This is a genomic window from Streptomyces sp. CB02959 (genome assembly GCF_002803155.1).
Lineage (GTDB): Bacteria > Actinomycetota > Actinomycetes > Streptomycetales > Streptomycetaceae > Streptomyces.
In genome coordinates this window covers 467,946-492,666 of record NZ_NNBP01000003.1, presented here as the reverse complement: position 1 = coordinate 492,666, position 24,721 = coordinate 467,946, and the positions used below count along the sequence as shown (strand labels likewise).

Annotated in this window: 20 protein-coding genes and 1 pseudogene; 8 read left to right on the top strand and 13 right to left on the bottom strand. The window is 71.8% G+C overall.

Features of this window, described 5'->3' with window-relative positions; translation table 11 throughout:
- Positions 1 to 1,986: pseudogene (locus tag CG747_RS49175) on the top strand (PAS domain S-box protein); the annotation flags it as partial.
- 38 nt (positions 1,987 to 2,024) lie between these two features.
- On the opposite strand, the gene CG747_RS07925 reads toward CG747_RS49175, so the two are convergent.
- Together CG747_RS07925 and CG747_RS07920 are read right to left on the bottom strand one after the other, a co-directional pair.
- On the bottom strand, positions 2,025 to 3,677 hold the full coding sequence (locus tag CG747_RS07925; RefSeq protein WP_100600901.1) for a long-chain fatty acid--CoA ligase: 1,653 nt from the start codon (positions 3,675 to 3,677) through the stop codon (positions 2,025 to 2,027).
- A gap of 219 nt (positions 3,678 to 3,896) precedes the next feature.
- Complete coding sequence (locus CG747_RS07920) at positions 3,897 to 4,385, bottom strand: carboxymuconolactone decarboxylase family protein (RefSeq protein ID WP_100600900.1); 489 nt, start codon at positions 4,383 to 4,385, stop codon at positions 3,897 to 3,899.
- A gap of 911 nt (positions 4,386 to 5,296) precedes the next feature.
- On the opposite strand from CG747_RS07920, the gene CG747_RS07915 reads away from it, so the two are divergent.
- From CG747_RS07915 to CG747_RS07905, 3 genes are all read left to right on the top strand, one after another.
- A complete protein-coding gene (locus CG747_RS07915; protein ID WP_100600899.1) occupies positions 5,297 to 6,151 on the top strand; it encodes a helix-turn-helix transcriptional regulator in 855 nt (284 codons plus the stop codon).
- A gap of 8 nt (positions 6,152 to 6,159) precedes the next feature.
- Complete coding sequence (locus CG747_RS07910; RefSeq protein ID WP_100600898.1) at positions 6,160 to 6,357, top strand: DUF397 domain-containing protein; 198 nt, start codon at positions 6,160 to 6,162, stop codon at positions 6,355 to 6,357.
- 929 nt (positions 6,358 to 7,286) lie between these two features.
- On the top strand, positions 7,287 to 7,490 hold the full coding sequence (locus tag CG747_RS07905; protein WP_100600897.1) for a DUF397 domain-containing protein: 204 nt from the start codon (positions 7,287 to 7,289) through the stop codon (positions 7,488 to 7,490).
- An 84-nt stretch (positions 7,491 to 7,574) separates the two neighbouring features.
- On the opposite strand, the gene CG747_RS07900 is transcribed toward CG747_RS07905, so the two are convergent.
- A complete protein-coding gene (locus CG747_RS07900) occupies positions 7,575 to 9,449 on the bottom strand; it encodes a SpoIIE family protein phosphatase (RefSeq protein ID WP_100600896.1) in 1,875 nt (624 codons plus the stop codon).
- Between the two features lie 224 nt (positions 9,450 to 9,673).
- Between CG747_RS07900 and CG747_RS07895 the strand changes: the two genes are divergently transcribed.
- Together CG747_RS07895 and CG747_RS07890 are read left to right on the top strand one after the other, a co-directional pair.
- Positions 9,674 to 14,170, top strand: a complete 4,497-nt coding sequence (locus CG747_RS07895; protein ID WP_100600895.1) for a HAMP domain-containing protein — start codon at positions 9,674 to 9,676, stop codon at positions 14,168 to 14,170.
- Entirely contained in the window at positions 14,167 to 14,892 is a 726-nt protein-coding gene (locus CG747_RS07890; protein WP_100600894.1) for a two-component system response regulator, read from the top strand. Before CG747_RS07895 ends, CG747_RS07890 begins: the two co-directional genes overlap by 4 nt.
- A 19-nt stretch (positions 14,893 to 14,911) precedes the next feature.
- Here the strand turns inward: CG747_RS07890 and CG747_RS07885 are convergent, their stop codons facing one another.
- The 4 genes from CG747_RS07885 to CG747_RS07870 form a co-directional block, all read right to left on the bottom strand.
- Positions 14,912 to 15,442 carry a DinB family protein gene (locus CG747_RS07885; RefSeq protein ID WP_180985432.1) on the bottom strand — a complete coding sequence of 177 codons (531 nt, stop codon included), beginning with the start codon at positions 15,440 to 15,442 and terminating at the stop codon, positions 14,912 to 14,914.
- 51 nt (positions 15,443 to 15,493) lie between these two features.
- The gene (locus CG747_RS07880; RefSeq protein WP_100600893.1) at positions 15,494 to 16,084 is read right to left on the bottom strand and encodes a Uma2 family endonuclease; all 591 of its coding nucleotides are present in this window, start codon (positions 16,082 to 16,084) and stop codon (positions 15,494 to 15,496) included.
- A gap of 52 nt (positions 16,085 to 16,136) precedes the next feature.
- Complete coding sequence (locus CG747_RS07875; protein ID WP_100600892.1) at positions 16,137 to 16,952, bottom strand: DNA-binding protein; 816 nt, start codon at positions 16,950 to 16,952, stop codon at positions 16,137 to 16,139.
- Between the two features lie 349 nt (positions 16,953 to 17,301).
- Positions 17,302 to 17,712: an ATP-binding protein gene (locus tag CG747_RS07870; RefSeq protein WP_100600891.1), complete on the bottom strand. Its 411-nt coding sequence runs from the start codon at positions 17,710 to 17,712 to the stop codon at positions 17,302 to 17,304.
- 109 nt (positions 17,713 to 17,821) lie between these two features.
- Here CG747_RS07870 and CG747_RS07865 point away from each other — a divergent pair, with 109 nt between their 5' ends.
- Complete coding sequence (locus CG747_RS07865) at positions 17,822 to 18,670, top strand: helix-turn-helix transcriptional regulator (protein WP_100600933.1); 849 nt, start codon at positions 17,822 to 17,824, stop codon at positions 18,668 to 18,670.
- A complete protein-coding gene (locus CG747_RS07860) occupies positions 18,667 to 18,924 on the top strand; it encodes a DUF397 domain-containing protein (RefSeq protein WP_100600890.1) in 258 nt (85 codons plus the stop codon). The genes CG747_RS07865 and CG747_RS07860 overlap by 4 nt, the downstream gene beginning before the upstream one ends.
- Positions 18,925 to 18,927: 3 nt before the next feature.
- Here the strand turns inward: CG747_RS07860 and CG747_RS07855 are convergent, their stop codons facing one another.
- From CG747_RS07855 to CG747_RS07830, 6 genes are all read right to left on the bottom strand, one after another.
- Entirely contained in the window at positions 18,928 to 19,500 is a 573-nt protein-coding gene (locus CG747_RS07855; protein ID WP_100600889.1) for a SigE family RNA polymerase sigma factor, read from the bottom strand.
- Positions 19,501 to 19,649: 149 nt separating this feature from the next.
- A complete protein-coding gene (locus tag CG747_RS07850; protein WP_100600888.1) occupies positions 19,650 to 20,816 on the bottom strand; it encodes a lipid-transfer protein in 1,167 nt (388 codons plus the stop codon).
- Entirely contained in the window at positions 20,813 to 21,271 is a 459-nt protein-coding gene (locus CG747_RS07845; protein WP_100600887.1) for a MaoC family dehydratase, read from the bottom strand. Before CG747_RS07845 ends, CG747_RS07850 begins: the two co-directional genes overlap by 4 nt.
- Complete coding sequence (locus CG747_RS07840; protein WP_100600932.1) at positions 21,268 to 22,353, bottom strand: acyl-CoA dehydrogenase family protein; 1,086 nt, start codon at positions 22,351 to 22,353, stop codon at positions 21,268 to 21,270. Before CG747_RS07840 ends, CG747_RS07845 begins: the two co-directional genes overlap by 4 nt.
- Position 22,354: 1 nt before the next feature.
- Positions 22,355 to 23,386, bottom strand: a complete 1,032-nt coding sequence (locus CG747_RS07835; RefSeq protein ID WP_100600886.1) for a bifunctional MaoC family dehydratase N-terminal/OB-fold nucleic acid binding domain-containing protein — start codon at positions 23,384 to 23,386, stop codon at positions 22,355 to 22,357.
- Positions 23,383 to 24,633: an acyl-CoA dehydrogenase family protein gene (locus CG747_RS07830; RefSeq protein ID WP_100600885.1), complete on the bottom strand. Its 1,251-nt coding sequence runs from the start codon at positions 24,631 to 24,633 to the stop codon at positions 23,383 to 23,385. Before CG747_RS07830 ends, CG747_RS07835 begins: the two co-directional genes overlap by 4 nt.
- Positions 24,634 to 24,721: the final 88 nt, after the last annotated feature.

The following is a 24,721-nucleotide window of genomic DNA, read 5'->3' as shown; positions in this document are numbered from 1 at the left end:
ACGCAGGCGGGGCGGCCCCAGGGTGCGGCTCCGGGGCGCCTTCCGGCGCTCGCGCAGGGACCCGTACCGGCCGCCGGCGGACGGGGCCGGCGGACGCTGGCGGAGGCGCCCGAGCGGCCCGGCGAGCCGGCCCCGTCCGGTGCGGGCGGGTCGCAGCAGTCCGGCGAGCGGGCCGCCCAGGCCCCGGCCGGGCCGCGGTCGCCGTTCGCGCTGCCGCCCGCCGCGGCGGACCGGGCACCGCAGTCGCCGGCCGCGCAGCCGATGCCGGCGCTGCCCGCGGTCGCCGGCGGGGTGCCGGTGCCCGCACCGGCACCCGGACGGCCGGAGGCCGGAGCGCAGGAGGCCGGCGGTACGGGGCGGCGCCGGGCGCGTCGTCCGGTGGCCGGTGGCCCCGAGGCGACCGGCGGCGCCCCGGCCGAGCTGTCGGCCGACGCGGCCGACTCCCCCGACGCACCGGGAACGTGGGACGGCGAACCGACCGGCCGGCGGCGCGGGCGGCGGGCCGCCGCCGAGGAGCGCGCGGCCGCGGCGATGGCCGACTCCGAGGCGTCCGGCACGTTCGTGGCGGGTCCCGAGGGGCTGGTCGCGCAGCCGTCGGAGCCGGTGGACCCGGACGCGCCGGCCGCGGCGACCGGCACGGGCACCGGCACCGCACCGGGCATCCCCGGTGCCCCCGCGCCGTCCCCGGCCACGCCCACCGGCCGCCGCCGGGGCCGCCCCAGCCCCGCCGAGGAGGCCCCGGCCGCACCCGCCCCGGGCCCCGCGGGCAGGCCGGTGCCGCCGTCGGGCGCCGCGGTGCCCCCGCAGACCCGGCAGCCGCTGCCGCCCGCGGAGGACGACTCCGGGCACGCCTCCGGGCGGGCGTTCAGCGTGCGCACGCTCGGCCAGGGTGTGCCGTTCGCCCAGCAGTTGGCCGAGCCGCAGCGTCCGGGGCCGCAGCCCGGCGCGGTTCCCCCGGGCAGTACGAGCACGCCGCCGGGCGGTACGTCCACCGGTTCCGGCCGTCGGCGCAAGCTCGCCGCGCCGCCGCCGGAGGACGAGCGCGGCGCGGCCGCCGAGGCTGCGGCGCCCGGTGCGGTGCCACAGCAGGCCGCCCGGCCCAAGCAGCCGGGTCCGCAGGGGCACCTCATGGACGCCGGTGAGGGCCGGGCGTTCGCCATCTCCGCGCCCGACGAGGGCAGCGAGGGTCCCGAGCCGCTGGACGGGCCGAACGGCGCGGTCGAGGTGACGGACCGTCAGCAACCGCCGATGGACGACGAGTTGCCGCCGGAGCCGCTGGACAACCCGCGTCGGCTGCTGGTCTGGCCGGCGCCCGACGTCGCCACCCAGCAGGCGCTCAGCGACCGCGGCTACCGCCCGGTGATCGTCAACTCCCGCGAGGAGGTGGACGCGCAGATCGCCGCGTACCCGGCGGCGCTCTTCGTGGACCCGCTGACCGGGCCCATCACCCGTACCGCGCTCCAGTCGCTGCGGCAGGCCGCCGGTGCCGCGGAGGTGCCCGTCCTGGTCACCGCCGGTCTGGGGCAGGCGACCCGGGAGGCCGCGTACGGCGCCGATCCGGCCGTGCTGCTCAAGGCGCTCGCCCCGCGGGACACCGAGGACCAGCCGGCGCGGGTGCTGCTCATCGAGCAGAACGACGCCATCGCGGGCGCGCTGACCGCGTCGTTGGAGCGGCGCGGCATGCAGGTCGCGCGGGCCGGTGCGGACACCGACGCGGTGGCCCTGGCGACGCAGTTGCGGCCCAACCTCGTGGTGATGGACCTGATGCAGGTGCGCCGCCGCCGGGCCGGGATCGTGGACTGGCTGCGCGCCAACGGGCTGCTCGACCGCACCCCGCTGGTCGTCTACACCGCCGCCGACCTGGACCCGACCCAGTTGCCGGGGCTCGCCTCGGGGGAGACGGTGCTGTTCCTGGCGGAGCGGTCCACCAGCGCCGAGGTGCAGAGCCGCATCGTGGACCTGCTCGCGAAGATCGGCACGAACTAGCCGGCCCGCCGGGACACCCGGCGGGCCCGGTCGTCCGGTCAGCCCAGCTGCGTGACGTCCAGCTCGCCGTCCGCGTACTGCCGCCGCAGCACCTTCTTGTCGAACTTGCCCACGCTCGTCTTCGGCACCGACGGGATCACCGCCCACCGCTCCGGCAGCTGCCAGCGCGCGATCCGCTCGCCGAGGAACGCCCGCAGCTCCTCGTAGGTGAGCGCCGAGCCGTCCGTCAGCACCACGGTCGCCAGCGGCCGCTCGCCCCACTTCTCGTCCGGTACGGCCACCACCGCGGCCTCGGCGACCCCCGGGTGCGCCATCAGGTGGTTCTCCAGCTCGACCGACGAGATCCATTCGCCGCCGGACTTGATGACGTCCTTGGCCCGGTCGGTCAGGGTCAGGTAGCCGTCCGGGGTGATGGTGCCGACGTCGCCGGTGCGCAGCCAGCCGTCGGGGCTGAACTTGTCCTCCGGGCGCAGCGGTTCGCCCTGCGCGCCGCCGTAGTACGCGCCCGCGATCCACGGGCCGCGCACCTCCAGTTCGCCGGCCGCGGTGCCGTCCCAGGGCAGTTCCTCGCCGGCCGGGCCGATCAGCCGGGCCTCGACGGAGGCCGGGAAGCGGCCCTGGGTGGCGCGGTAGGCCCACTCCTCCTCGACGCCGACCCCGGCCGGCGGGTGGGAGACGCAGCCCAGCGGCGAGGTCTCGGTCATTCCCCAGGCGTGCACCACGCGGATGCCGTGCCGCTCCTCGAAGCCCCGCATCAGGGCGGGCGGGCAGGCCGAACCGCCGATGACGACGGTGTGCAGACAGGCCACGTCCCGCTTGCGGGCGTCGAGTTCGGCCAGCAGGCCCTGCCAGATGGTCGGGACCGCGGCGCCGATGGTGGGCCGGATCGTCTCGATCATCTCGGCGAGCGGCGCGGGCTGGAGGAAGCGGTCCGGCATCAGCAGCGAGGCGCCGGCCATGAACGCGGCGTGCGGCAGCCCCCAGGCGTTGACGTGGAACATCGGCACCACCGGCAGCGCGATGTCCCGCGAGGCGAGGGCGAACGCCTCCGCGGTGTTGACCTGGAGGGAGTGGAGGTAGAGCGAACGGTGGCTGTAGACCACGCCCTTGGGCTCGCCGGTCGTGCCGGAGGTGTAGCAGAGCGCCGCGGCCGCCCGCTCGTCGGTCTCCGGCCAGTCGTAGCGCTCCGGCCGTCCGGCGAGCAGTTCCTCGTACTCGTGGACCTGGGCGTGGCCGCCGGCCAGCGGGGCGCGGTCGCCGGGGCCGACGACGACCACGTGCGCCACCTTGGGCAGTTGGGGCAGCAGGGGCGCCAGCAGCGGGATCAGGGTGCCGTTGACGAGGATGACCCGGTCCTCGGCGTGGTTGACGATCCAGGCCAGTTGTTCGGCCGGGAGCCGGAGGTTCAGGGTGTGCAGCACCGCGCCCATGGACGGGATGCCGAGGTACGCCTCCATGTGCTCGCTGTTGTTCCACATGAGGGTTCCGACCCGCTCGGCGGCGGCCACCCCGAGGGCGTCGTGCAGCGCGTGCGCGAGCTGCGCGGCCCGCCGGCCGATTTCGGCGAAAGTGCGGCGGTGCGGCTCTGCCTCGCCGGTCCAGGTGATGACCTGAGCCTTTCCGTGGACCGTGGATCCATGGGTCAGGATTCGCGAGACCGTGAGCGGTACGTCCTGCATCGTGCTGAGCACCGGGTGCCTCCGCTTTGTTACGGGCGGGTAGTGGTGCTGCGATTGTCGATGCATACCAGGTGGTATGTCACGCCTCCCTGGCGTGTTCTTTTCCCCACCGGCCGGAAACGGCCGGGAACGCGCCGACCGGCGGCGTTCCCCACCGGCCGGACGCCCCGCCGGCGGCCCGTACGCCGCCCTGCCGGATCCGTACCCCGCCGGGTCAGTCCCCCCGCCGGATCAGTCCCACTGCGCGTCCGCGAGGGAGTCGACCGGCTGCGGCTTGCCGATGACGGCCACCGCGATGAAGAAGTTGATCTGGCCGATCGCGATGGTCAGGGTGGCCAGCGCCTTCTCGTCGTAGTGCTTCGCCACCTCGGCGTACAGCTCGTCGGAGACCCGCTCCTCGCCGTGCGGGGCGGGCTGGAGGGTGGCCTCCACCAGGGCGAGGGCGGCGCGCTCGGCGTCGGTGAAGTACGGGGCGTCCTGCCAGGAGGAGACGGCGGTGATGCGCTCCTCGGACTCCCCCGCCTTGCGCAGGAAACCGGTGTTCAGGATCGTCAGGTAGGTGTTGCGGACGATCTGCCCGGCGCGCAGGTGGACGAGGTTGATCGTGGCGCGCGGCACCGAGCGGTTGCCCGTGGCCCGGAAGAGGGCGGCGCTGACGTCGGCCATCTCGGGCACGAACTCGGCCGGGTTGGGCATCCGGGAGAGGGAGGTGTTCGTCATGGTCGGGCTCCTTCGTTTCTGCCTGGTTGGCGTCTTCACAGCCCTGACGGATCGACGCACGCAGATGTGACGGGAATCCGGAAAAGTTTTCTGGCACGCTCCTGACCTGGGGAAACTTCGATCCTGCCGGGGCCGCGCCTGACTGGCGGGCGCCGGCGGACGGGGCGGGTGGCAATCATTCGGCTCCCTCCGTGGGCCGCTCGGAAGCGCGGGCGCGGCCGGTCGTGCCGGCCACCACGCGGCCTTCGTCCAGCGCGAACCACACGCGCTTCCAGCCGTCGGAGCCGGTGGGCCACACGACGCCCCACCCGGACGCCAACGCGTCGACGAGGCACAGCCCCCGACTCGTCGCCGTCGCGGCCGCCGCGGAACGCGGGGCGCAGTTCGGGGCTGGCGTCCCACACGCTGACGTTCACTCGGGCTGGGCCGAGTAAGACGTCGAGGTGGATCGTGCGGGTGCGGGTGTGCAGGTGGATGTTGGTGACCAACTCCGAGACGAGCAGGCGCGCCGTCTCGGATGCGGGGGCGTGTCCGGTGAGAACCAGCAGCTTCGCGACCATCTCCCGCGCGACCTTGGGGGCGGCGGAGCTGCTCGGCACGCTGAAGCGGTACGACTCTCGGATGGGGTGGTGCGGCTGGGGAACGGGCTTTTCGTCAACCGTGCTCATGGTCGTGTCTCCTCACGAGAACGTGAGCGCCGCCGCTGCCGTCCGTGGCCTGGTCCATCCCCCGGGAGCCCAATGGGCTTGCAGATGGCTGCACTTCGGGTCTTCCTGGCATGCGGTGCGCCGTTGCGAGGACCATAGGGGTCATACATGCCCCGGGGCAAGATTGTTCCCTGAGGTTCGCGAGACCGGGTGGACCCGTGGCACCGTTACGCGGGAGACTGAGCGCGAACAGGGGAAGGTGACATGCCGCCGAGGGACAATCCAACGGCCCGACAAGCGAGACTGGGCGCGGAGTTGCGCAAGCTGCGCGAGCGCGCGGGGAAGACTGCCCGCGAGGCGGCCGGGAGGGTTTCGACCGACCAAGCCAAGATTTCGCACATCGAAGCGGGCCGGGTCGGCGTCAGCGAAGACCGCATCCGACGACTGGCTACCTTCTACGCCTGCGACGACGATGCGTTCGTCGATGCCCTGTGCGCGATAGCGCGCGAGCGCCGGGGCCAGAACTGGTGGGACAGATACCGAGGAATCCTCGCGCCCGGGTTCCTCGACATCGCGGAATTGGAACACCATGCGACACGGTTGTGCTGCCTCCAGCCGGTGACGTTTCCAGGAATCCTCCAGACCGAGGAGTACGCGCACGCCTTGTTCGCCGGAGTCATTCCGCAGCTCCCCGAAGACGAAATACAGGCCCGCGTCGAGCACCGGATGGAACGACGGGCGATCCTCGAACGTGACAGCGCCCCACAGTTCGAAGCGATCGTTCACGAGGCTGCGCTACGCATGCGCGTCGGTGGGCGGAAGGTGGCACGAGCGCAACTCGAATACCTCTTGTCAACGTCCGAACGCCCTGGCCTGACCCTGCGCGTCATCCCCTTCACCAGCGAGGACTTTGTGGAGGTAACGCAGACGGTGATGTACGCGAGCGGTGTCGCGCCGCAGCTCGACACCGTCCACATCGACACCCCGTTCGGTGGTCGATTCCTGGACGCGGCAGCTGACCTCGACCGCTACCGAACGCTCCTCGCTTTTGCCGAACAAACGGCACTCTCCCCCGAAGAGTCGCAGAGTTTCATCCACCACATCGCAAGAGAACTGTGAGTCAGGGAATGAGCGAAATAATTTGGCAAAAGTCGAGTTTCTCCGGCGGCGGTGGCGAGCAGTGCATCGAAACAGCCGTGGTCGACGGTGAAATCCTGATGCGCGAAAGCGACGACCCCGACGTCGTCGTGCGGACCACGCCGGCGAAGCTCAAGGCGTTCATCGCCGGCGTGAAGGCCGGGGAGTTCGACCACTTCGCCAGCTGACCCCCGCCGCCGGCACAACCATGCCCCCCGTCCAGGCCGGACGGGGGGCATTTTGCGTATACCGCGCGACATGTATGCCCCGGAGCATACTTGCCACCTCATCTGCCGTAGCGCTACGGTCACCATGTGTTGCCACCGCGGCGCGATCCCACGGCGGATCGCACTCAAGGTGCGCGTAACTCTCCCTGGATATAAGCAAGTTGGGAGAGTGCTCACAGTTGCCCCTACCCGCCTTCCCTGACCGGCTTGGGGCAACCATGGCGCTACGACAGCAGGACGGCCACGGAAGCCAGCGGGCAGCCACCAGACCCAACAGGGAGCAACCTTGCCGGGCCCACCCGGCCGCCGCACCAGGAGACCGACCATGCTCTACACGCCGCCCTCCAACTGGCCGGCAGATCCCAAACCACACCCCGACTGCGCTCGATGCCGCGCACTCGCCCAAGAGCGCGCCGATGCCTACCGGCGCGGCGACTTGAGCGCGGTATCCGACTGCAACGTGCCCCTTCGGCACCACAGCCGCGAACGCCACCTCTGAGCCCCCGCCCCTTGCCGCGGTCGACCCCGTCGGCATGGCCCCGGCCGGCCTCCCTCGGCAGGGGCCGGGGCCCTATTCCCGTCCCGCAGCGGACCGCACCGAGAGTGAGCCGCCATGGTCACCCCCGCCCAGCCGCAACATCCCCCTCGCCGACGAGTTGCTGCGCCGTCCGCGGCCTGGCCCACCCATGGGAGCTCAATCGACTTGCAGATGGCCTCACTTCGACTCTTCGGGTGAGCCCGTGGCACCGCGGGGCGGCACACTTCTACGCAGAGAACAGGGGGGCGCCCATGCCGCCGAGGAGCTACCCCATCACCCGCCAGAACCGATTGGGCGCCGAGCTACGGCAAACACATCCAACGCATCGCACAAGAAATGGGAGTTCACCGGCATGACCGACGCAATCAACTGGCAGAAGTCGTCTTTCTCCGGGCCGGACGACAACCAGAGCTGCATCGAGCTGGCCACCGTTGACGGAGAAATCACGATGCGTGAAAGTGACGATCCAAACGTGATTGTCACGACGTCCGTGGAGAAACTTCGTGCGTTCATCCTCGGCGTCAAGGCCGGCGAGTTCGACCACTTGATCGTCTGACTCGGCGACCACAGCCCCCCGTCTCCGCAGCGTCCGTCTCCGCAGGTGGGACCTTTTGGCGTAGGTCGGCACACCTTAGGGACGTCACCGCATCAGGTCCGGCTTAGGTGGCACCGCCTGGAGGACGAGGACCGAGAGGTCGTCCTCCACCGGGCCGGTGCCGAAGTCGTGGGCGGCTCGGCGGACGTGCTCCGCCAGGGCCTTGGCGCCCAGGCCGAGGCCGTCCCGCAGCACCTCGACCAGCCCGTCGTTGTCGTCCAACTGCCAGTTTCCGCACCGGCGTTCGGTGACTCCGTCGGTGACGCAGAGCAGCGTCTCGCCGGGCGCGAGGAGGAAGGTGCTGGCGTGGTACTCGGTGCCCTCGTCGATGCCCAGCAGCATCTGCGGGTCGGAGGCCGGCTCCACGATGCCGTCGGTGAACATGTGGAGCGGCGGCGGGTGCCCGGCGCTGGCGACGGTGCACCGGGCCCCGGGGGCGGTGGGATCGACGGCCAGTTCCCCGTAGAGCAGGCTCAGGAAGCGGGAGGTGGCCTGTTCGCCGCCGAGTTCCACCGCCTCCGCGCTCTCCTCGGCCATGGCCAGATTCAGCCGGGCGAGGACCGATTCGACGCCGTGGCCCTCGCGGGCCAGCAGCCGCACCAGGTGGCGGGCCAGCCCGGTCACCGACATCGCCTCGGGGTCCTTGCCCTGCACGTCCCCCAGGAGGAAGCACCAGCGGCGCTCGCCCATGGGGAAGACGTCGTAGAAGTCGCCGCCGACGGTCTGGCCCTCGCCGTGCGGCTCGTAGACGATCGCGGTGGCCACGCCGGGGATGCTGGCCAGCGAGGCAGGCAGCTGGCGGCGCTGGAGGGCCAGGCTGATGGTGGTCTGCCGGGTGTACTGGCGGGCGGTGTGGACGGCCTGGGCGACCCGGCGGGCGACGTCTTCCACCATGCGGACGACGGTGTCGGTCATCGTCAGCTTGCCCGCCCGGCCCAGCAGCAGGACGCCCTGGAGTTCGCCGCGGGCCACGAGGGGGAAGGCCAGTGCCGAGCCGCCCGACGGGGACGCACCGGCGCGTTCCGGCCAGGGCCAGGGGGTGCCGCCGGTGCCGGCGATGTCGGTGGGCGGGTCGCGCTCCAGGTCGCTGCGGAGCGGCCCGATCCGCCGTTCGTCGACGTGCCAGACCCGGGAGAGCGCCATCCCGCCGCCCTCGACGCTCAGCCAGATCGCGCACCAGTCGGCGAGGCGGGGCACCAGCAGCTGGGCGGCGAGCGCGGTGACCATGTCCTGGTCGAGCTGGCCGGCCAGCAGCTCACTGGTCTCGGCGAGGAACGAGGGGCCGCCGCGGTCGACCCACTCGGCGGCGTCGCCGTGCCCCTGCGGCACCCGGACCGGGGTCGCGGCGCCGTGCGGATGCCGGGCCGGACCGGCCGGCGCGGCCTCCTTCTCGCCCTCGGTGGCCTCCAGGCGGAACCAGACCGTCTTGGTGGCCTTGCGGTAGGTCACCCCCCAGGACTCGGCGAGCGCGCTGACCAGCTGGAGGCCGTAGCCGGGCTCGCCGCTGCGGGCGTCCACCCCGCCGCGCACCACGCGCGAGGGATGGCGGTCGGAGACCTCCAGGACGACGGCGACGGTGGCCGGGCCCGGCCGCCCGGCGCCGCGGGCCGCCGGGCCGTGACCGCGTCCCTGCGCCGGCTTGCGCCCGTACTCCAGCCGGCAGGTGACGTCGATGTCGGTTCCCGCGTACATCACGGCGTTGGTGACCAGTTCGCTGACCAGGAGGACGGCCTGGTCGATGAGCTCCTGGCTGATCGCCGCCGCGCCGGGGGCGGCGTCCGGGGCGGCCGCCCGTTCGGTCAGCAGGGTGCGCACGAACCTGCGGGCCCCGGCGGCGGCCAGCTGGTTCGCCGGGAGCCCGGTGCGGGACACCGTTTCGGTCCGCTGCGGGGCCGTCGTCCGCGGGGACAGCGAGGTCACTGCGCCCCCTGATGAATCTGGAAAAGCAACTCATTACGGGCGCTTTATACTATGACATATCTGCCCACTTCGATCAGTTCCGGACCGCCTCGGGACCCCACCGGGACAGCTCCGGAACGGCTCCGGACCGCCCCGGGACGCGCCGGACGGCCTCTGCCCCAGCCGGCCGACCCGGCCCCCGTTCGGTTCATGTTCGGTTTCGATCACTGGGGGGATGGTGTGCCATGGTGCCCGACCCGACCCGGCCAGAGTCCGCGGCGTCGCCCCCGGACCCCCGCCCCGACGGCCAGTGGGTGCGCACCAGCGAGCTGCGCCCCCTCCTGGCCGCCATGAACGCCCTACGGGACGGCGACTTCACCGCCCGCGCCGAGCCCGGTCCGGGCGACCCGCCGGCCGACGGCGTGCTGGCCGACATGACCGACGTCTTCGCGCAGATCGTCGCCCGCAACGCCCACCTGGCCACCGAACTCCAGCGGCTGCGCCGCGAGGTCATCCGCCAGGGCCGGCTGGACGAACGGATCAGCGCCAGCCCCGGCCAGGGCGGCTGGTCCACCAACGTCGAGGCCGCCAACGCGGTCCTGGAGGCGGTGGTCACCCCCGTCGCCAAGGCCACCCGGGTGCTGGACTCGGTCGCCGACGGCGACCTGACCCGCCATGTCGACCTGCACGACGGCAGCCGCCAGCTCCGCGGCGACCTGCGCCGCCTGGCCAGCTGCGTCAACCGCGTCGTCGACCAGCTCTCGCTGTTCACCGGCGAGGTCACCCGGGTCGCCCGCGAGGTCGGCACCGAAGGCCGGCTCGGCGGCCGGGCCAAGGTGCAGGGCCTCTCCGGCGACTGGCTGAACGTGACCGAGGCGGTCAACACCATGGCGTCCCGGCTGACCGCGCAGGTCCGGGACATCGCGGTGGTGACCACGGCGGTGGCCGGCGGCGACCTCACCCAGCAGGTGACGGTCGAGGCCACCGGCGAGCTGCTGGAGCTCAAGCTCACCGTCAACACCATGGTCGACCAGCTGCGGGCGTTCGCCGACGAGGTCACCCGGGTCGCCCGCGAGGTCGGCACCGAAGGCCAGCTCGGCGGCCGCGCCCAGGTCCGCGGCGTCTCCGGCGTCTGGAAGGACCTCACCGACAACGTCAACCTCATGGCGTCCAACCTGACCTGGCAGGTCCGCAACATCGCCCAGGTGACCACCGCCGTCGCCAACGGCGACCTCAGCCAGAAGATCACCGTGGACGCCCGCGGCGAGATCCTGGAACTCAAGTCGACCATCAACACCATGGTCGACCAGCTCTCCGCCTTCGCCGACGAGGTCACCCGGGTCGCCCGCGAGGTCGGCACCGAAGGCCAGCTCGGCGGCCGCGCCCAGGTCCGCGGCGTCTCCGGCGTCTGGAAGGACCTCACCGAGAGCGTCAACTTCATGGCGGACAACCTCACCACGCAGGTCCGCAACATCGCCCTGGTCGCCACCGCCGTCGCCGAGGGCGACCTCGGCAAGAAGATCACCGTCGAGGCGAAGGGCGAGATCCTGGAGCTCAAGTCGACCATCAACACCATGGTCGACCAGCTCTCCGCCTTCGCCGACGAGGTCACCCGGGTCGCCCGCGAGGTCGGCACCGAGGGCAACCTCGGCGGTCAGGCGCAGGTCCGCGGCGTCTCCGGGGTCTGGAAGGAGCTCACCGACAACGTCAACTTCATGGCCCTGAACCTCACCTCGCAGGTCCGCAACATCGCCCAGGTGACCACCGCCGTCGCCAACGGCGACCTCACCAAGAAGATCGACGTGGACGCCCGCGGCGAGATCCTGGAACTCAAGGACACCGTGAACACCATGGTCAAGCAGCTCCGGGCGTTCGCCGACGAGGTCACCCGGGTCGCCCGCGAGGTCGGCACCGAGGGCCGGCTCGGCGGCCGCGCCCAGGTGCACGGCGTCTCCGGCGTCTGGAAGAACCTCACCGACAACGTCAACTCCATGGCGGACAACCTCACCTCCCAGGTCCGCAACATCGCCGAGGTGGCGACGTCGGTGGCGCGCGGCGACCTCTCCAAGAAGATCGACGTCGACGCCCGCGGCGAGATCCTGGAACTCAAGACGACGATCAACACGATGGTCGACACCCTCTCCTCGTTCGCCTCCGAGGTGACCCGGGTGGCCCGCGAGGTCGGCAGCGAGGGCCAACTCGGCGGCCAGGCCCGGGTCGAGGGCGTCTACGGCACCTGGAAGCAGCTCACCACCAGCGTCAACGAGCTCGCCCTCAACCTCACCACGCAGGTGCGCGCGATCGCCGCGGTGACCAGCGCGGTCACCCAGGGCGACATGTCCCCCTCGATCACCGTCGACGCCCAGGGCGAGGTCGCCGCCCTGAAGAACAACATCAACCTCATGGTCGCCAACCTCCGCGAGACCACCCGCGCCAAGGACTGGCTGGAGTCCAACCTGACCCGCATCGCCGGCCTGATGCAGGGCCACCGCGACCTGGTCGAGGTCGCCGACCTGATCCTGCGCGAGCTGACCCCGCTGGTGAACGCCCAGTTCGGCGCGTTCTTCCTGGCCGAGGCGGGCGCCGCGCCCGGCGAGGGCCTGGAACTGATCGCCGGCTACGGCACCGGCCGCACCGAGGGCCGCAGCGGCCTGCCCCGACTGCGGATGGGCAGCCCCGGCTGGGGCCTGATCACCCAGGCCGCGACGGAGAAGAAACGCATCCTCGTCGAGGCCGTCCCCACCGACTACCTCACCATCAGCTCCGGACTCGGCGCAGCCGCCCCCGCCAGCGTCGTCATCCTGCCGATCCTCTTCGAGGACCATGTCCTCGGCGTGATCGAACTGGCCTCCTTCAGCCGCTTCAGCGATGTCCACCTCGCCTTCATCGACCAGTTCGTGAACACCATCGGCGTCTCCATCAACACCATCATCGCCAACTCCCGTACGGAATCCCTGCTCTCGGAATCCCAGCGGCTGACCGCCGAACTCCGCCAGCGCTCCGACGAGCTGCAACTCACCAACGCCGAGCTGGAGGAGAAGGCCGCCCTGCTCGCCACCTCCTCCCAGTACAAATCCGAATTCCTGGCGAACATGTCGCACGAGCTGCGCACCCCGCTCAACTCGCTGCTGGTCCTCTCCCGCCTGCTCGCCGACAACCCCGAAGGCCATCTCAGCCCGCAGGAGGTGGAATTCGCGGTCACCATCCACCGCGCCGGATCCGACCTGCTGCAACTCATCAACGACATCCTGGACCTGTCGAAGATCGAGGCCGGCCGGATGGACGTCCACCCCAAGGCCCTGCCGCTGAAGAAACTCCTCGACTACGTACGGGCCACCTTCCGCCCGCTCACCGTCGACCGCGGCCTGAGCTTCGACGTCCGGGTCGGCGACGACGTCCCCGCGGAACTCTTCTCCGACGAACAGCGCCTCCAGCAGATCCTCCGCAACCTCCTGTCCAACGCGGTGAAATTCACCTCCACCGGCGGCGTGGAACTCATCGTGGAACGGGTCCCCGGCCACCAGTGCAGCCAATTCGAGGAGGTTTCCCTGCGTACCGCGGACGCCGTCATCGCCCTGTCCGTCAAGGACACCGGCATCGGTATTCCGCCGGAGAAACTCGACGGAATCTTCGAGGCTTTCCAGCAGTCCGACGGCACCACCAACCGCAAATACGGCGGCACCGGCCTCGGCCTCTCCATCAGCCGCGACATGGCCGCGCTGCTCGGCGGCCGCATCAAGGCCGAGAGCCAGGTCGACGTCGGCTCCACCTTCACCCTCTACGTCCCCGCCCGCTACACCGGGCCGTCCACCGCACCGGCCACCAGCACGGCATCGGGCGCCGGCGGCCCGGCCGCCGCCCTCGTCCCCGCGGACACCGAGGGACCCGCCGCCGCGGCCCTCGGCCCGACGGCCCCCGCGCCCACCGCGCTCCCGGCCCGGCCCGCCCGCCCCGCCCGCCCGGTCCTGGCCGAACAGCTCACCGCCCCACCGGTCACCGCCGCCCCGCCCCCGGGCGACATCTTCCCCGGTCAGGAGGGCCTCGCCGCCCGCGCGGTGATCCGCCCCGGTGACAGCGGCGACGTGACCTGGCCCGAGGCCACCCGCCTCAAGGACTGGCTCAGCGGCCGCCCCGGACGGGTCCTCGCCAAGCGCCGGATCCTCATCGTCGACGACGACATCCGCAACGTCTTCGCGCTCACCCACGTCCTCGGCCGGGTGGGCATCAACGTCAAATACGCCGAGAACGGCCGCGAGGGCCTGGAGGTCCTGGACCAGACCCCCGACGTCTCCCTGGTCCTGATGGACATCATGATGCCGGAGATGGACGGCTACGAGATGATCCGGGCCATCCGCCGCACCCCCCGCTTCGCCGACCTCCCGATCGTCGCCCTGACCGCCAAGGCCATGCCCGGCGACCGGGAGAAGGCCATCGAGAGCGGCGCCGACGACTACATCCCCAAACCGGTCGACGTGGACCGCCTGCTGTCGGTCGTCTGCGCACTGCTGGACCCGACGGCCAAGGCGCCGGCCGGCTCCCCGACGGCCGAGCCCGCCCTGATCGAACCGACGACCGGCCCCGCCCCGACCGACCTGCCGGCCGACACACCGGCAGCCCCGTCGGCCGACACACCGCCGGACGCCCCGGTCGACCCTCCGGCGGACACCGCACCGACCGACACCGCATCGGCCGACACCCCGAACGACGCCTCCGACGAGGGAACGGAAGGGCCGCAGCCATGACCCCGCCCCCACCCGACACCGCGCCCATCCTCATCGTCGACGACATGGAGGAGAACCTGGTCGCCCTCGAAGCGGTCCTCAGCTCCCTGACCCCGAAGGTCGTCCGCGCCCGCTCCGGCGAGGAGGCCCTGAAGGCCATGCTCCGCGAGGAGTTCGCGGTCGTCCTCATCGACGTCCTGATGCCCGGCATGAACGGCTTCGAGACGGCGGCCAACATCAAGGGCCTGGACCAGACGAAGGACGTCCCGATCATCCTGCTGACCGGCGCCTCGGTGGACCCCAACTACGCCTACCGCGGCTACACGGTCGGCGCCGCAGACTTCCTCATCAAGCCCTTCGACCCCTGGCTGCTCCGCACCAAGGTCAACGTCTTCCTCGACCTCTACCGCAAGAACCACCAACTCTCCTCCCAGGCAGACCAGTTGAAACGCCTGCTGACCGGGAGCGGCGAGGGGCCGGCGGCCGTCGAGCCCCGCCGACCCGAAGTCCGCGAGGCCGAGCCCCACCGGTCCGAGTCCCACCGACCCGGGCCCCCCGGACCGGAGAGTTCCGCGACGCCCACCGCCGGCGACGAGGCCCGGCTGTCGGACATCGCCAGCCGCCTCGTCCAGATCGAGCTGCTCCTCCGCGACGCCCGGGGCGCCGAGTCCACCGGCCTCGCCGACCGCATCGCCGCCCTGGAGGAGTCGGTGGAGCGGCTGATGGCTGGCCGGGAGGTGTAGACACGGCACCCGCCTCCGGCTATTCGCCGGTGACGCCGTCGGCAAGCTCCCGGACGACGTCGAGCTGCCCGACGTGCCGCGCGTACTCCTGGAGCAAATGGAACAGCACCCAGATCAGCGTCGGCCGCTCCTCCTCGGGCGGGACCCGGCCCCCCAGCGTGGCCATCCGGTCCTCCAGCCGCGCGCCGGCGACGATCGCGCGGGACCGCTCGCACTGGGCGCGGAAGAACGCCGTCACCTCCTCGACGGTCTCACCCGCCTCGACACGCCATCTGCCGCCACGGGCCTCCATGTCGCCCCACGGCTGTTCGACCTGCTGCCCGGCGAAGCCCCACTGCAACCAGCGCAGCTCCACATAGGCCAGATGCTTCAACAGCTCCAGCGGCGCCCAGCCGGACGGCAGCCGGCTGCCCCGCAGTTCCTCGTCGGTCAGGCCGGCCAGCTTGCGCAGCACGGCGTCACGGTAGAAATCCAGATAGCCCGCCAACAACTCGGCCGGGCTGGTGAGCGTGACATCGGGCTCTGCCGGGGGATCGGCTTCAACAGTCATGGCAGGTGACGCTAAGGGCAGGTGATGCCAAGCGGAGCCCAGCCAACGCGGTTAGGCGTACCGCGGCAGCTCCCGCGTCGAGATCGTCCACTCGGCGATCGTCACGTCCTCACCGTAGACGAAGTCCTTGCGGACGGCGTACCGCGGGCCGTCCGGGGTGGAGTGGATGTCCGTGAAGACGGCACCGGTGCCGGTACGGGGATCGAAGATCGCGTAGACCGGGATGCCCATCAGGGGGTAGTCGCGGACCTTGCCCACCCAGTCGTTGTCGGGGTTGGAGCGGGAGACGACTTCGATGGCGGCGAGGAGGGTGCGGGGGTCGAAGGAGCCGTCACCCTCCATATCGGCCAAGTCGATCACCATCACGTCGGGGTGCCGCATGATGCTTTCGGGCTCGTCCTCCACATCTGGCTCGCCCGTGTGGGCCACGATCTCCTCCGGCATGACCTTCTCCAGACGCTTCCGGAGATGCAGCGCAGTTAGCTCGTGCGGCTTCACGGGCGACATCATGTCGTGGACGAGTCCTTCCTTGGTGATCTCGATCTTGCCGGGAAGGGTGTCCTCCACGGACTGAACGAACTCCCGCATGGCTCGATAGGCATGGGAGGGGCCCGGCCGCGCGCTGTCGGGTGCGATGGTCATGGCGCTCGCTCCTCGTCTTCTGTGCCCAGGGGCAAGGATCGTCGCGTTCATGCTAGGCGGCCTCTCTGTGGTTGGACCGGCAGTCTCGACAGCGCGCCGGGCCGGGAGTACGAATGGCGCGCTCGCAGCCCTCGCAGTTGTGGAAGGGAGCGCGCGCGGCACGAGCGGGCTCTGGGGGCGGCGGCGTCTCGGGGAGGGGCGGCGGCAGCAGGGCCGCGAGACGGTGTGCGACCAGGCCCGCCGGATTGCGGACGGGGTCCGGGAGATCCGCGCTCAGCGCTCTTCGGACGGCCTCCGCAGACACCCCGCGTTCCAGCCAGGCGGCCACGCCCGGCGCGAGGCGGTCGATGTCCCGTACGGGGAGCAGGAGGCGGGCGTCGTCGCGGCGCAGGTTGGCGAGGAGGGCAGTTGCGGTGGTGAGGTGCTGGGCGGAGCGGGGGCGGGGCAGCGACGGCCCGGCTTTGGCCGCTGGAGCGGACGCCGTGGGCGCGGCCCGTTCCGGCGGGGCCGAAGCCTTCCTCTGTGCGGTGGCCGGGGGCCGCACGGGCCTGGCGTCGGCCTCCCCCGCCTGTCGTGTCTGCGTCGCCCTCGGGTTGTTGTACGAGATCGTGACCGTCACCAGGCGGCCATCGTCTAATCGCTTGGTCACCCGCTTCAGGTACCCGTGCCGCTCCAGCTCCCGTAGACCGGCGGCGATCCGGTCACGTCCTTCGGGGAACCTCTTCGCCAACGAGCGGATGTCGACCTGCGAGCCCTCGGGCAGCGAAAGGATGTACACGGCGAGGCCGATCGCGCCGAGCGACAACTCGTGGTGCTGGGCGAGGTGATCGCCAATGATGGTGTAGCCCGGTTCCTGGAATTCGGTCACCTTGTGCACTCCTGCGGGGGACCGGTGAACCGTGTACGGCGCGCCAGTGCGCGCATTAAACTGCTTCATAGCCATCGGGAAGGTTCTGCTTCCTGGGTGGTCAGGCCCTCGACCGGGATGCCCGTCCCGCCGGGGGCCGATTGCTTTCTGGGGACTTGGGGGCGTTGCCGCCGAGCCTGCACCCCACCGCCACGGAAAAGCCAGCCCAGAGCCCCTGGATCACCCCACTGTGCGACACAGGCGTGCGAACCCGTGGGGTTCGGTTCGGTTTGGTTGGTTGGTTTTTTCCCTGTGGTTATGGGTTCTTAGAGCGTCCCGCGCCACCGGCGCCCGTTGCGCCGGGCCCCGGTCAGCCCCACATCGGCAGGTCGAACTCCGCCCACACCGTCTTGCACGGGAACGGCCCCGGGGCCGTTCCCCACCGGTTGGCCAACGCTCCAACGATGATCATCCCGTGCCCCGACTCACCGTCAGCCGCGGCCCGTTGGAACGGGAGCCGGTCACCCCGCGCGTCGGTAACGCCGATACAGAGCGTGTCCGCGTCAGCCGCCAGGCCGAGGCGGAAGTCACGCCCTCGTACGCGGCCGTGTGAGACGGCATTGGCGGCCAGCTCGGCGATCACCTGACCCGGCTCCTCGAACGGAAGGCCCCAGGACCGGAGTTGTTCGGTACCCAGGAGGCGGGCGAGACGCGCGCCCCGGCGCGTGGCGGACAGCTGGACTCGGAACAGGAGCTTGGGCTCGACAATTTGCTGATTCACGTGACTCAGCGTGGTCGCGCGCACCTACCCTGAGAAGTAGTGACGCCAATACAGACGGTGATGTCCAGGGAGTGGACAAGATGTCTTGGCTGTCCAGGAGGTGGAGGGCATGCAAGACGACGCATCGGACGACTCCAGTTGGCCGCTTGCTCCAGGTGACGACGATCAGCCGTCGGTCATGCTGGTGGGCCGTCAGCTCAAGCTCTGGCGAACAGCCGCTGGCCTGCGCGTTCCCGAATTCGCCAAGTCCATGGGGTATAGCGCGGACCTGGTCTACAAGATCGAGCGCGGTGTGCGTATCCCGCGCCCGGACTACCTAGACAAGGCGGACAGAGTCCTGAACGCGGGCGGAAAGATCGCCGCGATGGCGGAGGACGTGGAGAGCGCCCGCTACCCGAAGAAGGTCCGGGACCTGAAGCGGTGGGAGGACGAGGCGGTCGAGTTGAGCGCGTATGGCACGCACAACCTGCACGGGTTGCTACAGACCCAGGAATACATGCGGGCGCTGTATGAGATGCGCCGACCCGCGTACTCGGCGGACGAAGTGGAGCGCAACGTAGCCGCGCGCATGGCTCGACAGTCGATCTACGACCGTGAGCCCACCCCGGCCCTCATGTTCATCCAGGAGGAGGTGACCCTGCGCCGCCCCATCGGAGGCACAATGGTTCTGCGTCGACAGCTCGAACACCTCTTGCAGTTAGCGCAGTTGCGGAACGTCGAAGTTCAGGTCATGCCGACGAACCGCGAGGACCACGCCGGGATGGGCGGTGACATCGAGGTCATGAAATTCGCGGACGGTTCAGCGGTAGTGCGTCCTGATGACCAATTCACCAGCACAGTCATCTCCGACCCGAAACAGATCAGGATCCTCGAACTGCGCTATGGGATCATCCGGGCCCAGGCTCTCACGCCCCGGGAGTCTCTGGCCTTCATCGAGAAACTGCTGGGAGAGACATGAGCCTCAAGCCCTCCGTCGGGCACGCCACCGCACTGGCGTGGATCAAGAGCAGCTACAGCGGCCAAGGCAACGGCAACGAGTGCGTAGAGGTCGCTTGGACCAAGAGCAGCTACAGCGACAGCAGCAACATCAACGACTGCGTAGAGGTAGCCCCCACCACCATCCACATCCGCGACTCAAAAAACGCCACCGGCCCCCACCTGCACATCCCCCCGGCCGCCTGGACCGACTTCGTCGCGTTCGCCAGGCGTTAGGCGTTAGGCGTTAGGCGGCAAGCCCTGGGCGGCGATGCGGCTAAGGCCCAGTTCCGCCAGCTCCTGGTCCTCGCGGAGTTTGGCCAGGGCGCGCGAGACGGCGCTCTTGACCGTGCCGATCGAGACCTCCATGACCTCGGCGGTCTGGGCCTCGCTGAGGTCCTCGTAATACCTGAGGACGACCATCGCGCGCTGCCGCGCCGGCAGCCGCATGATCGCGCGCCACATCGCGTCGCGCAGCCCCTGGAGCTCGGCCGGGTCCGGCGCGGGCACCGGGTCCGGCTCGGGCAGCTCGTCGCAGGCGAACTCCTCGATCTTGCGCTTGCGCCACTGGGAGGTGCGGGTGTTGATCAGCGCACGCCGGACGTAGCCGTCCAGCGCACGGTGGTCCTCGATCCGCTCCCAGGCCACGTACGTCTTGGTGAGCGCGGTCTGCAGGAGGTCCTCGGCGTCGTTCGGGTTCGAGGACAGGGACCGTGCGGCACGCAGCAGAACCGGCCCCCGGGCCCGTACGTAGGACGCGAACGACGGGAACGTCGCGGGCGTCGAGGCGCTTGTGCACACTGGCGTGGTCATGTGCTCCACGCTAGAAGCGGGGGTGGGGCGCGGGCGTCGCCCCAAGGTGCCGAAGCGGCGTCCCTCTCAAGTTGTAGGGGTGGGGCCTGCCACACCTCCTCAAGGGGGAGCGCGCCGGGCGCTCCCCTAGGGGCGCGGTGCCCGCCGGGCTATCCCGCCCGCCCCAGCACCAGTCCCGACGTGGGCACGCCGGTGCCCGCGGTGACCAGGACGTGGGCGGGGGTGCCGGCCTGGTTGACGCTGCTGCCGCGGAGCTGACGCACGCCCTCGGCGATGCCGTTCATCCCGTGCAGGTACGCCTCGCCGAGCTGGCCGCCGTGGGTGTTCAGGGGGAGGGCGTCGGCGGCCACGAAGTCGGCGGCCTCGCCGCGGCCGCAGAAGCCGAACTCCTCCAGCTGCATGAGGACGAAGGGCGTGAAGTGGTCGTAGAGGATGGCGACGTCGATCTCGGCCGGGGTGAGGCCGGCGGTGCGCCACAGCTGGCGGGCGACCACGTTCATCTCCGGCAGGCCGGTGAGGTCGTCGCGGTAGAAGCTGGTCATCTGCTCCTGGGCACGGCCGGCGCCCTGGGCCGCGGCGGTGATCACCGCGGGCGGGTGCGGCAGGTCGCGGGCCCGCTCGGCGGAGGTCACCACCAGCGCCTGGGCGCCGTCGGTCTCCTGGCAGCAGTCCAGCAGCCGCAGCGGTTCGACGATCCAGCGGGAGGCGGCGTGGTCGGCCAGCGTGATCGGCCGGCCGTGGAAGTACGCGGCCGGGTTGCGGGCGGCGTGCCGGCGGTCGGTGACCGCGACATGGCCGAAGGCGTCCGGGGTGAGGCCGTAGGTGTGCAGGTAGCGCTGGGCGGCCATGGCGACCCAGGAGGCCGGGGTGAGCAGGCCGAAGGGGAGGTTCCAGCCCAGCGCGGTGCCCTCGGCGGACGGTTCGCGCTGCTGCACGCCCGCGCCGAAGCGGCGGCCGGACCGTTCGTTGAAGGCGCGGTAGCAGACGACCACGTCGGCGAGCCCGGTGGCGACCGCGAGGGCCGCCTGCTGGACGGTCGCGCAGGCCGCACCGCCCCCGTAGTGGACGCGGGAGAAGAACGTCAGCTCGCCGATGCCGGCCGCCTGGGCGACGGTGATCTCCGGGTTGGTGTCCATGGTGAAGGTGACCAGGCCGTCCACGTCGGCCGGGGTGAGCCCGGCGTCGGCCAGCGCGGCGTGCACGGCCTCGACGGCGAGCTTGAGTTCGCTGCGCCCGGAGTCCTTGGAGAACTCGGTGGCGCCGATGCCGACGACGGCGGCCCGGCCGCCGAGGGTGTCGGGGCGGTGGCGGGTCATCGGGCCACCGCCTCCAGCCGCACGGTGACGGTCCCGGTGACGTGGTTGCCGAGGCCGTTGGCCCCCACGACCCGTACCTCGACCAGGTCCCCGTCGACGGCGGTGACCGTCCCGCTCAACACCATGGTGTCTCCTGGGTAGTTGGGCGCGCCGAGGCGGATGGCGACCTTGCGCAGGACGCACCGCGGGCCGAAGTGGTCGGTGAGGTAGCGGCCGACCAGGCCGTTGGTGGTGAGGATGTTCATGAAGATGTCCGGGGAGCCCTTCTCCCGGGCCGCCTCGGCGTCGTGGTGCACGTCCTGGTAGTCGCGCGAGGCGAGCGCCCCGGAGACGATCAGGGTGCGGGTGACGGGGAGCGTGCGGGGCGGGAGCTCCTGGCCCGGGTGGGGCGGGAGCTCCTGGCCCGGGTGGGGCTCGGCGGCCCGGTCGGTGTCCCGGGCGGCGTCGGTGGTCATGCCTGCGGCTCCTTCGTCAGCAACGCGCCCAGCTCTTCGAGGAGTTCGGCGCCGGCGCCCAGATGGGCGTCGAGCTGCCGGCCCCAGAGGAAGTGCCGGTGCACGGGGTGGTCGAGGTCGGCGCCGATGCCGCCGTGCAGGTGCTGGCCGGTGTGCACCACCCGTTTGCCGGCCTCGGAGGCCCACCAGGCGGCGGTCAGCGCATGCGTCACGGCGTCCAGCCCGGCGTCCCGGCGCCAGGCCGCCTCGTAGGCGGTGACCCGGATCGCCTCGGTGTCCATGTACGCCTCGGCGGCCCGCAGTTGGACCCCCTGGTTGGTGGCGAGCGGGCGGCCGAACTGCTCACGGGTGGTGGTGTGCGCCACCGCCCGGGCCAGCGCGCCCGCGCACACGCCCGCCTGGAGCCCGGCGAAGGCGGTCCGGGCGACGGCGAGCACATCGTCGTGGGCGTGCCGGGCGTGGTACGCGCCCGGACCGCCGAGCCGCTCGGCCGCGGCCCCGTCCAGCGTGAGCCGGCCCGCGGACCAGGGCGCGGTCGTCGCCACCGGTTCGACGCCGACCCCGGGCTCGTCGGCCCGGACGAGCCACAGCCGGCGTTCCGCGTCCGGGACCAGCAGCACCGTGGCACCGCACAGCCAGGGGACGACGGGCACCGTCCCGGACAGCCGGGCCCGGCCGGAGTCCACCGGCGCCCCGGCGGCGACCGGCCGCGGCCCGCCGGACCCCACCGCCCGCGCGAACGCCCCGGCCGCCACCTCCGTCCCGTCCCGCAGCCCCGGCAGCAGCCGTGCCCGCTGCGCCGCGCTGCCGTGCGCGCCGACGGCCAGCAGCCCGTAGGCGCAACTGGCCGCGAACGGCACCTGGGCGGTGGTCCGCCCCTGCTCCTCCGCCATCAGCACCAGGCCCAGCAGCCCGGCCTCCTCCACCGCGCCCGGCAGTCCGGCCGCGCACAGCGCCTTCCACAGGTCGGCGTCGGCGGAGGTGCCCAGGGCGGCCAGCCGCTCCGGTGTGGACAGGTCGCCGAAGATCTCCGCGGCCAGCCGGGCCGCGGCCCGCTGCTCGTCCGTAGGCGTGAAGTCCACGTCAGCCCTCGCCTCCCGCGCCCGCCGCCCCGGCCGCCGCATCCGGGTCCGCCTCCGCCCGGAAGACCGGAAGCACCAACTCCGCATCCACCCGCAGGAATTCCAGCCGCACCGGCATCCCGATCCGCACCCGGTCGTACGGCACCCCGACGACGTTGCTGACCATCCGCACCCCCTCCGCCAGCTCGATCAGCCCGACCGCGTACGGGCCCGCCGCACCGGCCGGCCCTCCGGGCGCGGCGAAGGCCGGGAAGGGCGGGTGGTGCATCACCACATACGAATAGACCGTCCCCGCGCCCCCGGCCTCGACGGTGTCCCACTCCGCCGCACCGCAGCCGTTGCACCCGGGCAGCCAGGGGAAGCGCAGCGCGCCGCAGCCGCCGCAGCGCTGGATCAGCAGCCTGCGGTCGGCCACGCCGTCCCAGAACCCGGCGTTGTCCCGGTTGACGACCGGCCGGGGCCGCTTCCCCCGGGACGGCCCGTCGGCGCCCCGCCCCTCGGGGCCGCGGCGCGCCGCCGGCGCGTACTTGAGGATCCGGAAGCGGTGCGTCCCGGCCGCCTCCCCGTTCGCCCGGACGTCCATCCGCGTGGTGACGAAGTGCCCGGTGCCCAGTTTGGTGGTCTTGCGCGCCGACACCGACTCGATCACCGCGTCGAAGGTGATCACGTCCCCGGGGCGCAGCGGCCGCAGGTACTCCTGCTCGCAGTCGGTGGCGACGACCGCGGTGTAGCCCGCGCCGTCGAGCAGGGCGAACAGTTCGTCGTGGGCGCCGCTGCGGCCCTGGTGACCGGAGAGCCCGCCCATCGTCCACGCCTGGAGCATGGTCGGCGGGGCGACGGCGTCCGGCCCGCGGTAGGCGGGGTGGGCGTCGCCCATCGCCTCGCACCAGTGCCGGATCATCGCCTCGTTGACCGGGTCCTTCCCCACGCCCGCGGTCGCCGCCGACCGCCCCTCGTACGCCTTGAGCGCCCGCTCGTACGCGGCGTCGTCCCCCGCACCGGCCCGCCCCGCGGTCTCCTGGTCCGCACTCACCGCCGCCGCCCCCTCCGCATGCCCAGTCGCATCGTGGCCACGATCTCCCTCTGCACCTCGCCGACCCCGCCACCGAAGGTGTTGATCTGCGCGGCGCGGTTCATCCGCTCCAACTCGCCGTCCCCGTAGGCGCCCGGCGAGCCGGCCCGGATGAGCGCGGTGTCGCCGACCACCTCCTGGCACATCCGGTAGACCTCGACCGTGCTCTCGGTCCCGGCGAACTTGACGCCGCTGGCGTCCCCGGGGCTCAGCGTCCCGGCGCCGACGTCGCCGACCAGCCGCCAGTTGAGCAGCCGGGTGGCGGCCAGCCGGGCGTGCGCCTCGGCGAGCCGGGACCGCACCCAGGCCCGGTCGGCGGGCCGCTCCCCGCTCTCCGGGTCCGGCGTGCGGGCATGGGCCAGCGCGGCCTCGTAGGCGTCCTCGGCCTGCATGCCGATGGCCGCCAACGCGACCCGCTCGTGGTTGAGTTGATTGGTGATCAGCTCCCAGCCGGCGTTCTCCGCCCCGACGAGGTTCCCGTACGGGACGCGCACCCCGTCGTAGTAGGTGGCGGTGGTCATCAGCCCGCCGACGGTCTCGATGGGGGTCCAGGAGAAGCCGGGCGCGTCGGTCGGCACGAGGATGATCGAGATGCCCTGGTGCCGGGGCGCGTCCGGGTCGGTGCGGCAGGCGAGCCAGATCCAGTCGGCCTGGTGGGCGTTGCTGGTGAAGCTCTTGCCGCCGTCGATCAGCCAGTCGGGACCCTCCGGACCGCCGCCCGCCCCCTCGGGGCCCGCGCCGCCCGCGTCGCCTCCCGGGGCGGCCGCCCCCTCCCCTTCCTCCCTCTCCTCCGCCGCCCGCACCGCCCGCGTCCGCAGCGACGCCAGGTCCGTACCGGCCTCCGGCTCCGTGTAACCGATCGCGAAGACCAGCTCGCCCTTGAGGATGCGCGGCAGGAAGAAGTCCTTCTGGCGCGGCGTCCCGTACTTCATCAGCGTCGGGCCGACGGTGTTCAGCGTGACCATCGAGACCGGGGCGCCCGCGCGGTACGCCTCGTCGAAGAAGACGAACTGCTCGTCGGGGCCGCGTCCCTGCCCTCCGTAGGCGGTCGGCCAGCCCAGGCCCAGGAGGCCGTCGGCGCCGATCCGGCGGAGCACGGTGCGCTGTGCCGCCGGGTCCGTGACCGGCCCGTCCGGCAGCAGGTCGCGGAAGTAGGCGCGGAGTTCGGCGCGCAGTCGCTGCTGGCGCGCGGTGGGGGCGAGGTGCACGTCGGCGGGCCTTCCTTCGGGTGACGGCCGTACGAACGAGCGAGCGGGTTTCTGACTGTCCGTCAGAAACCCGCTCGCTGTCAAGGTC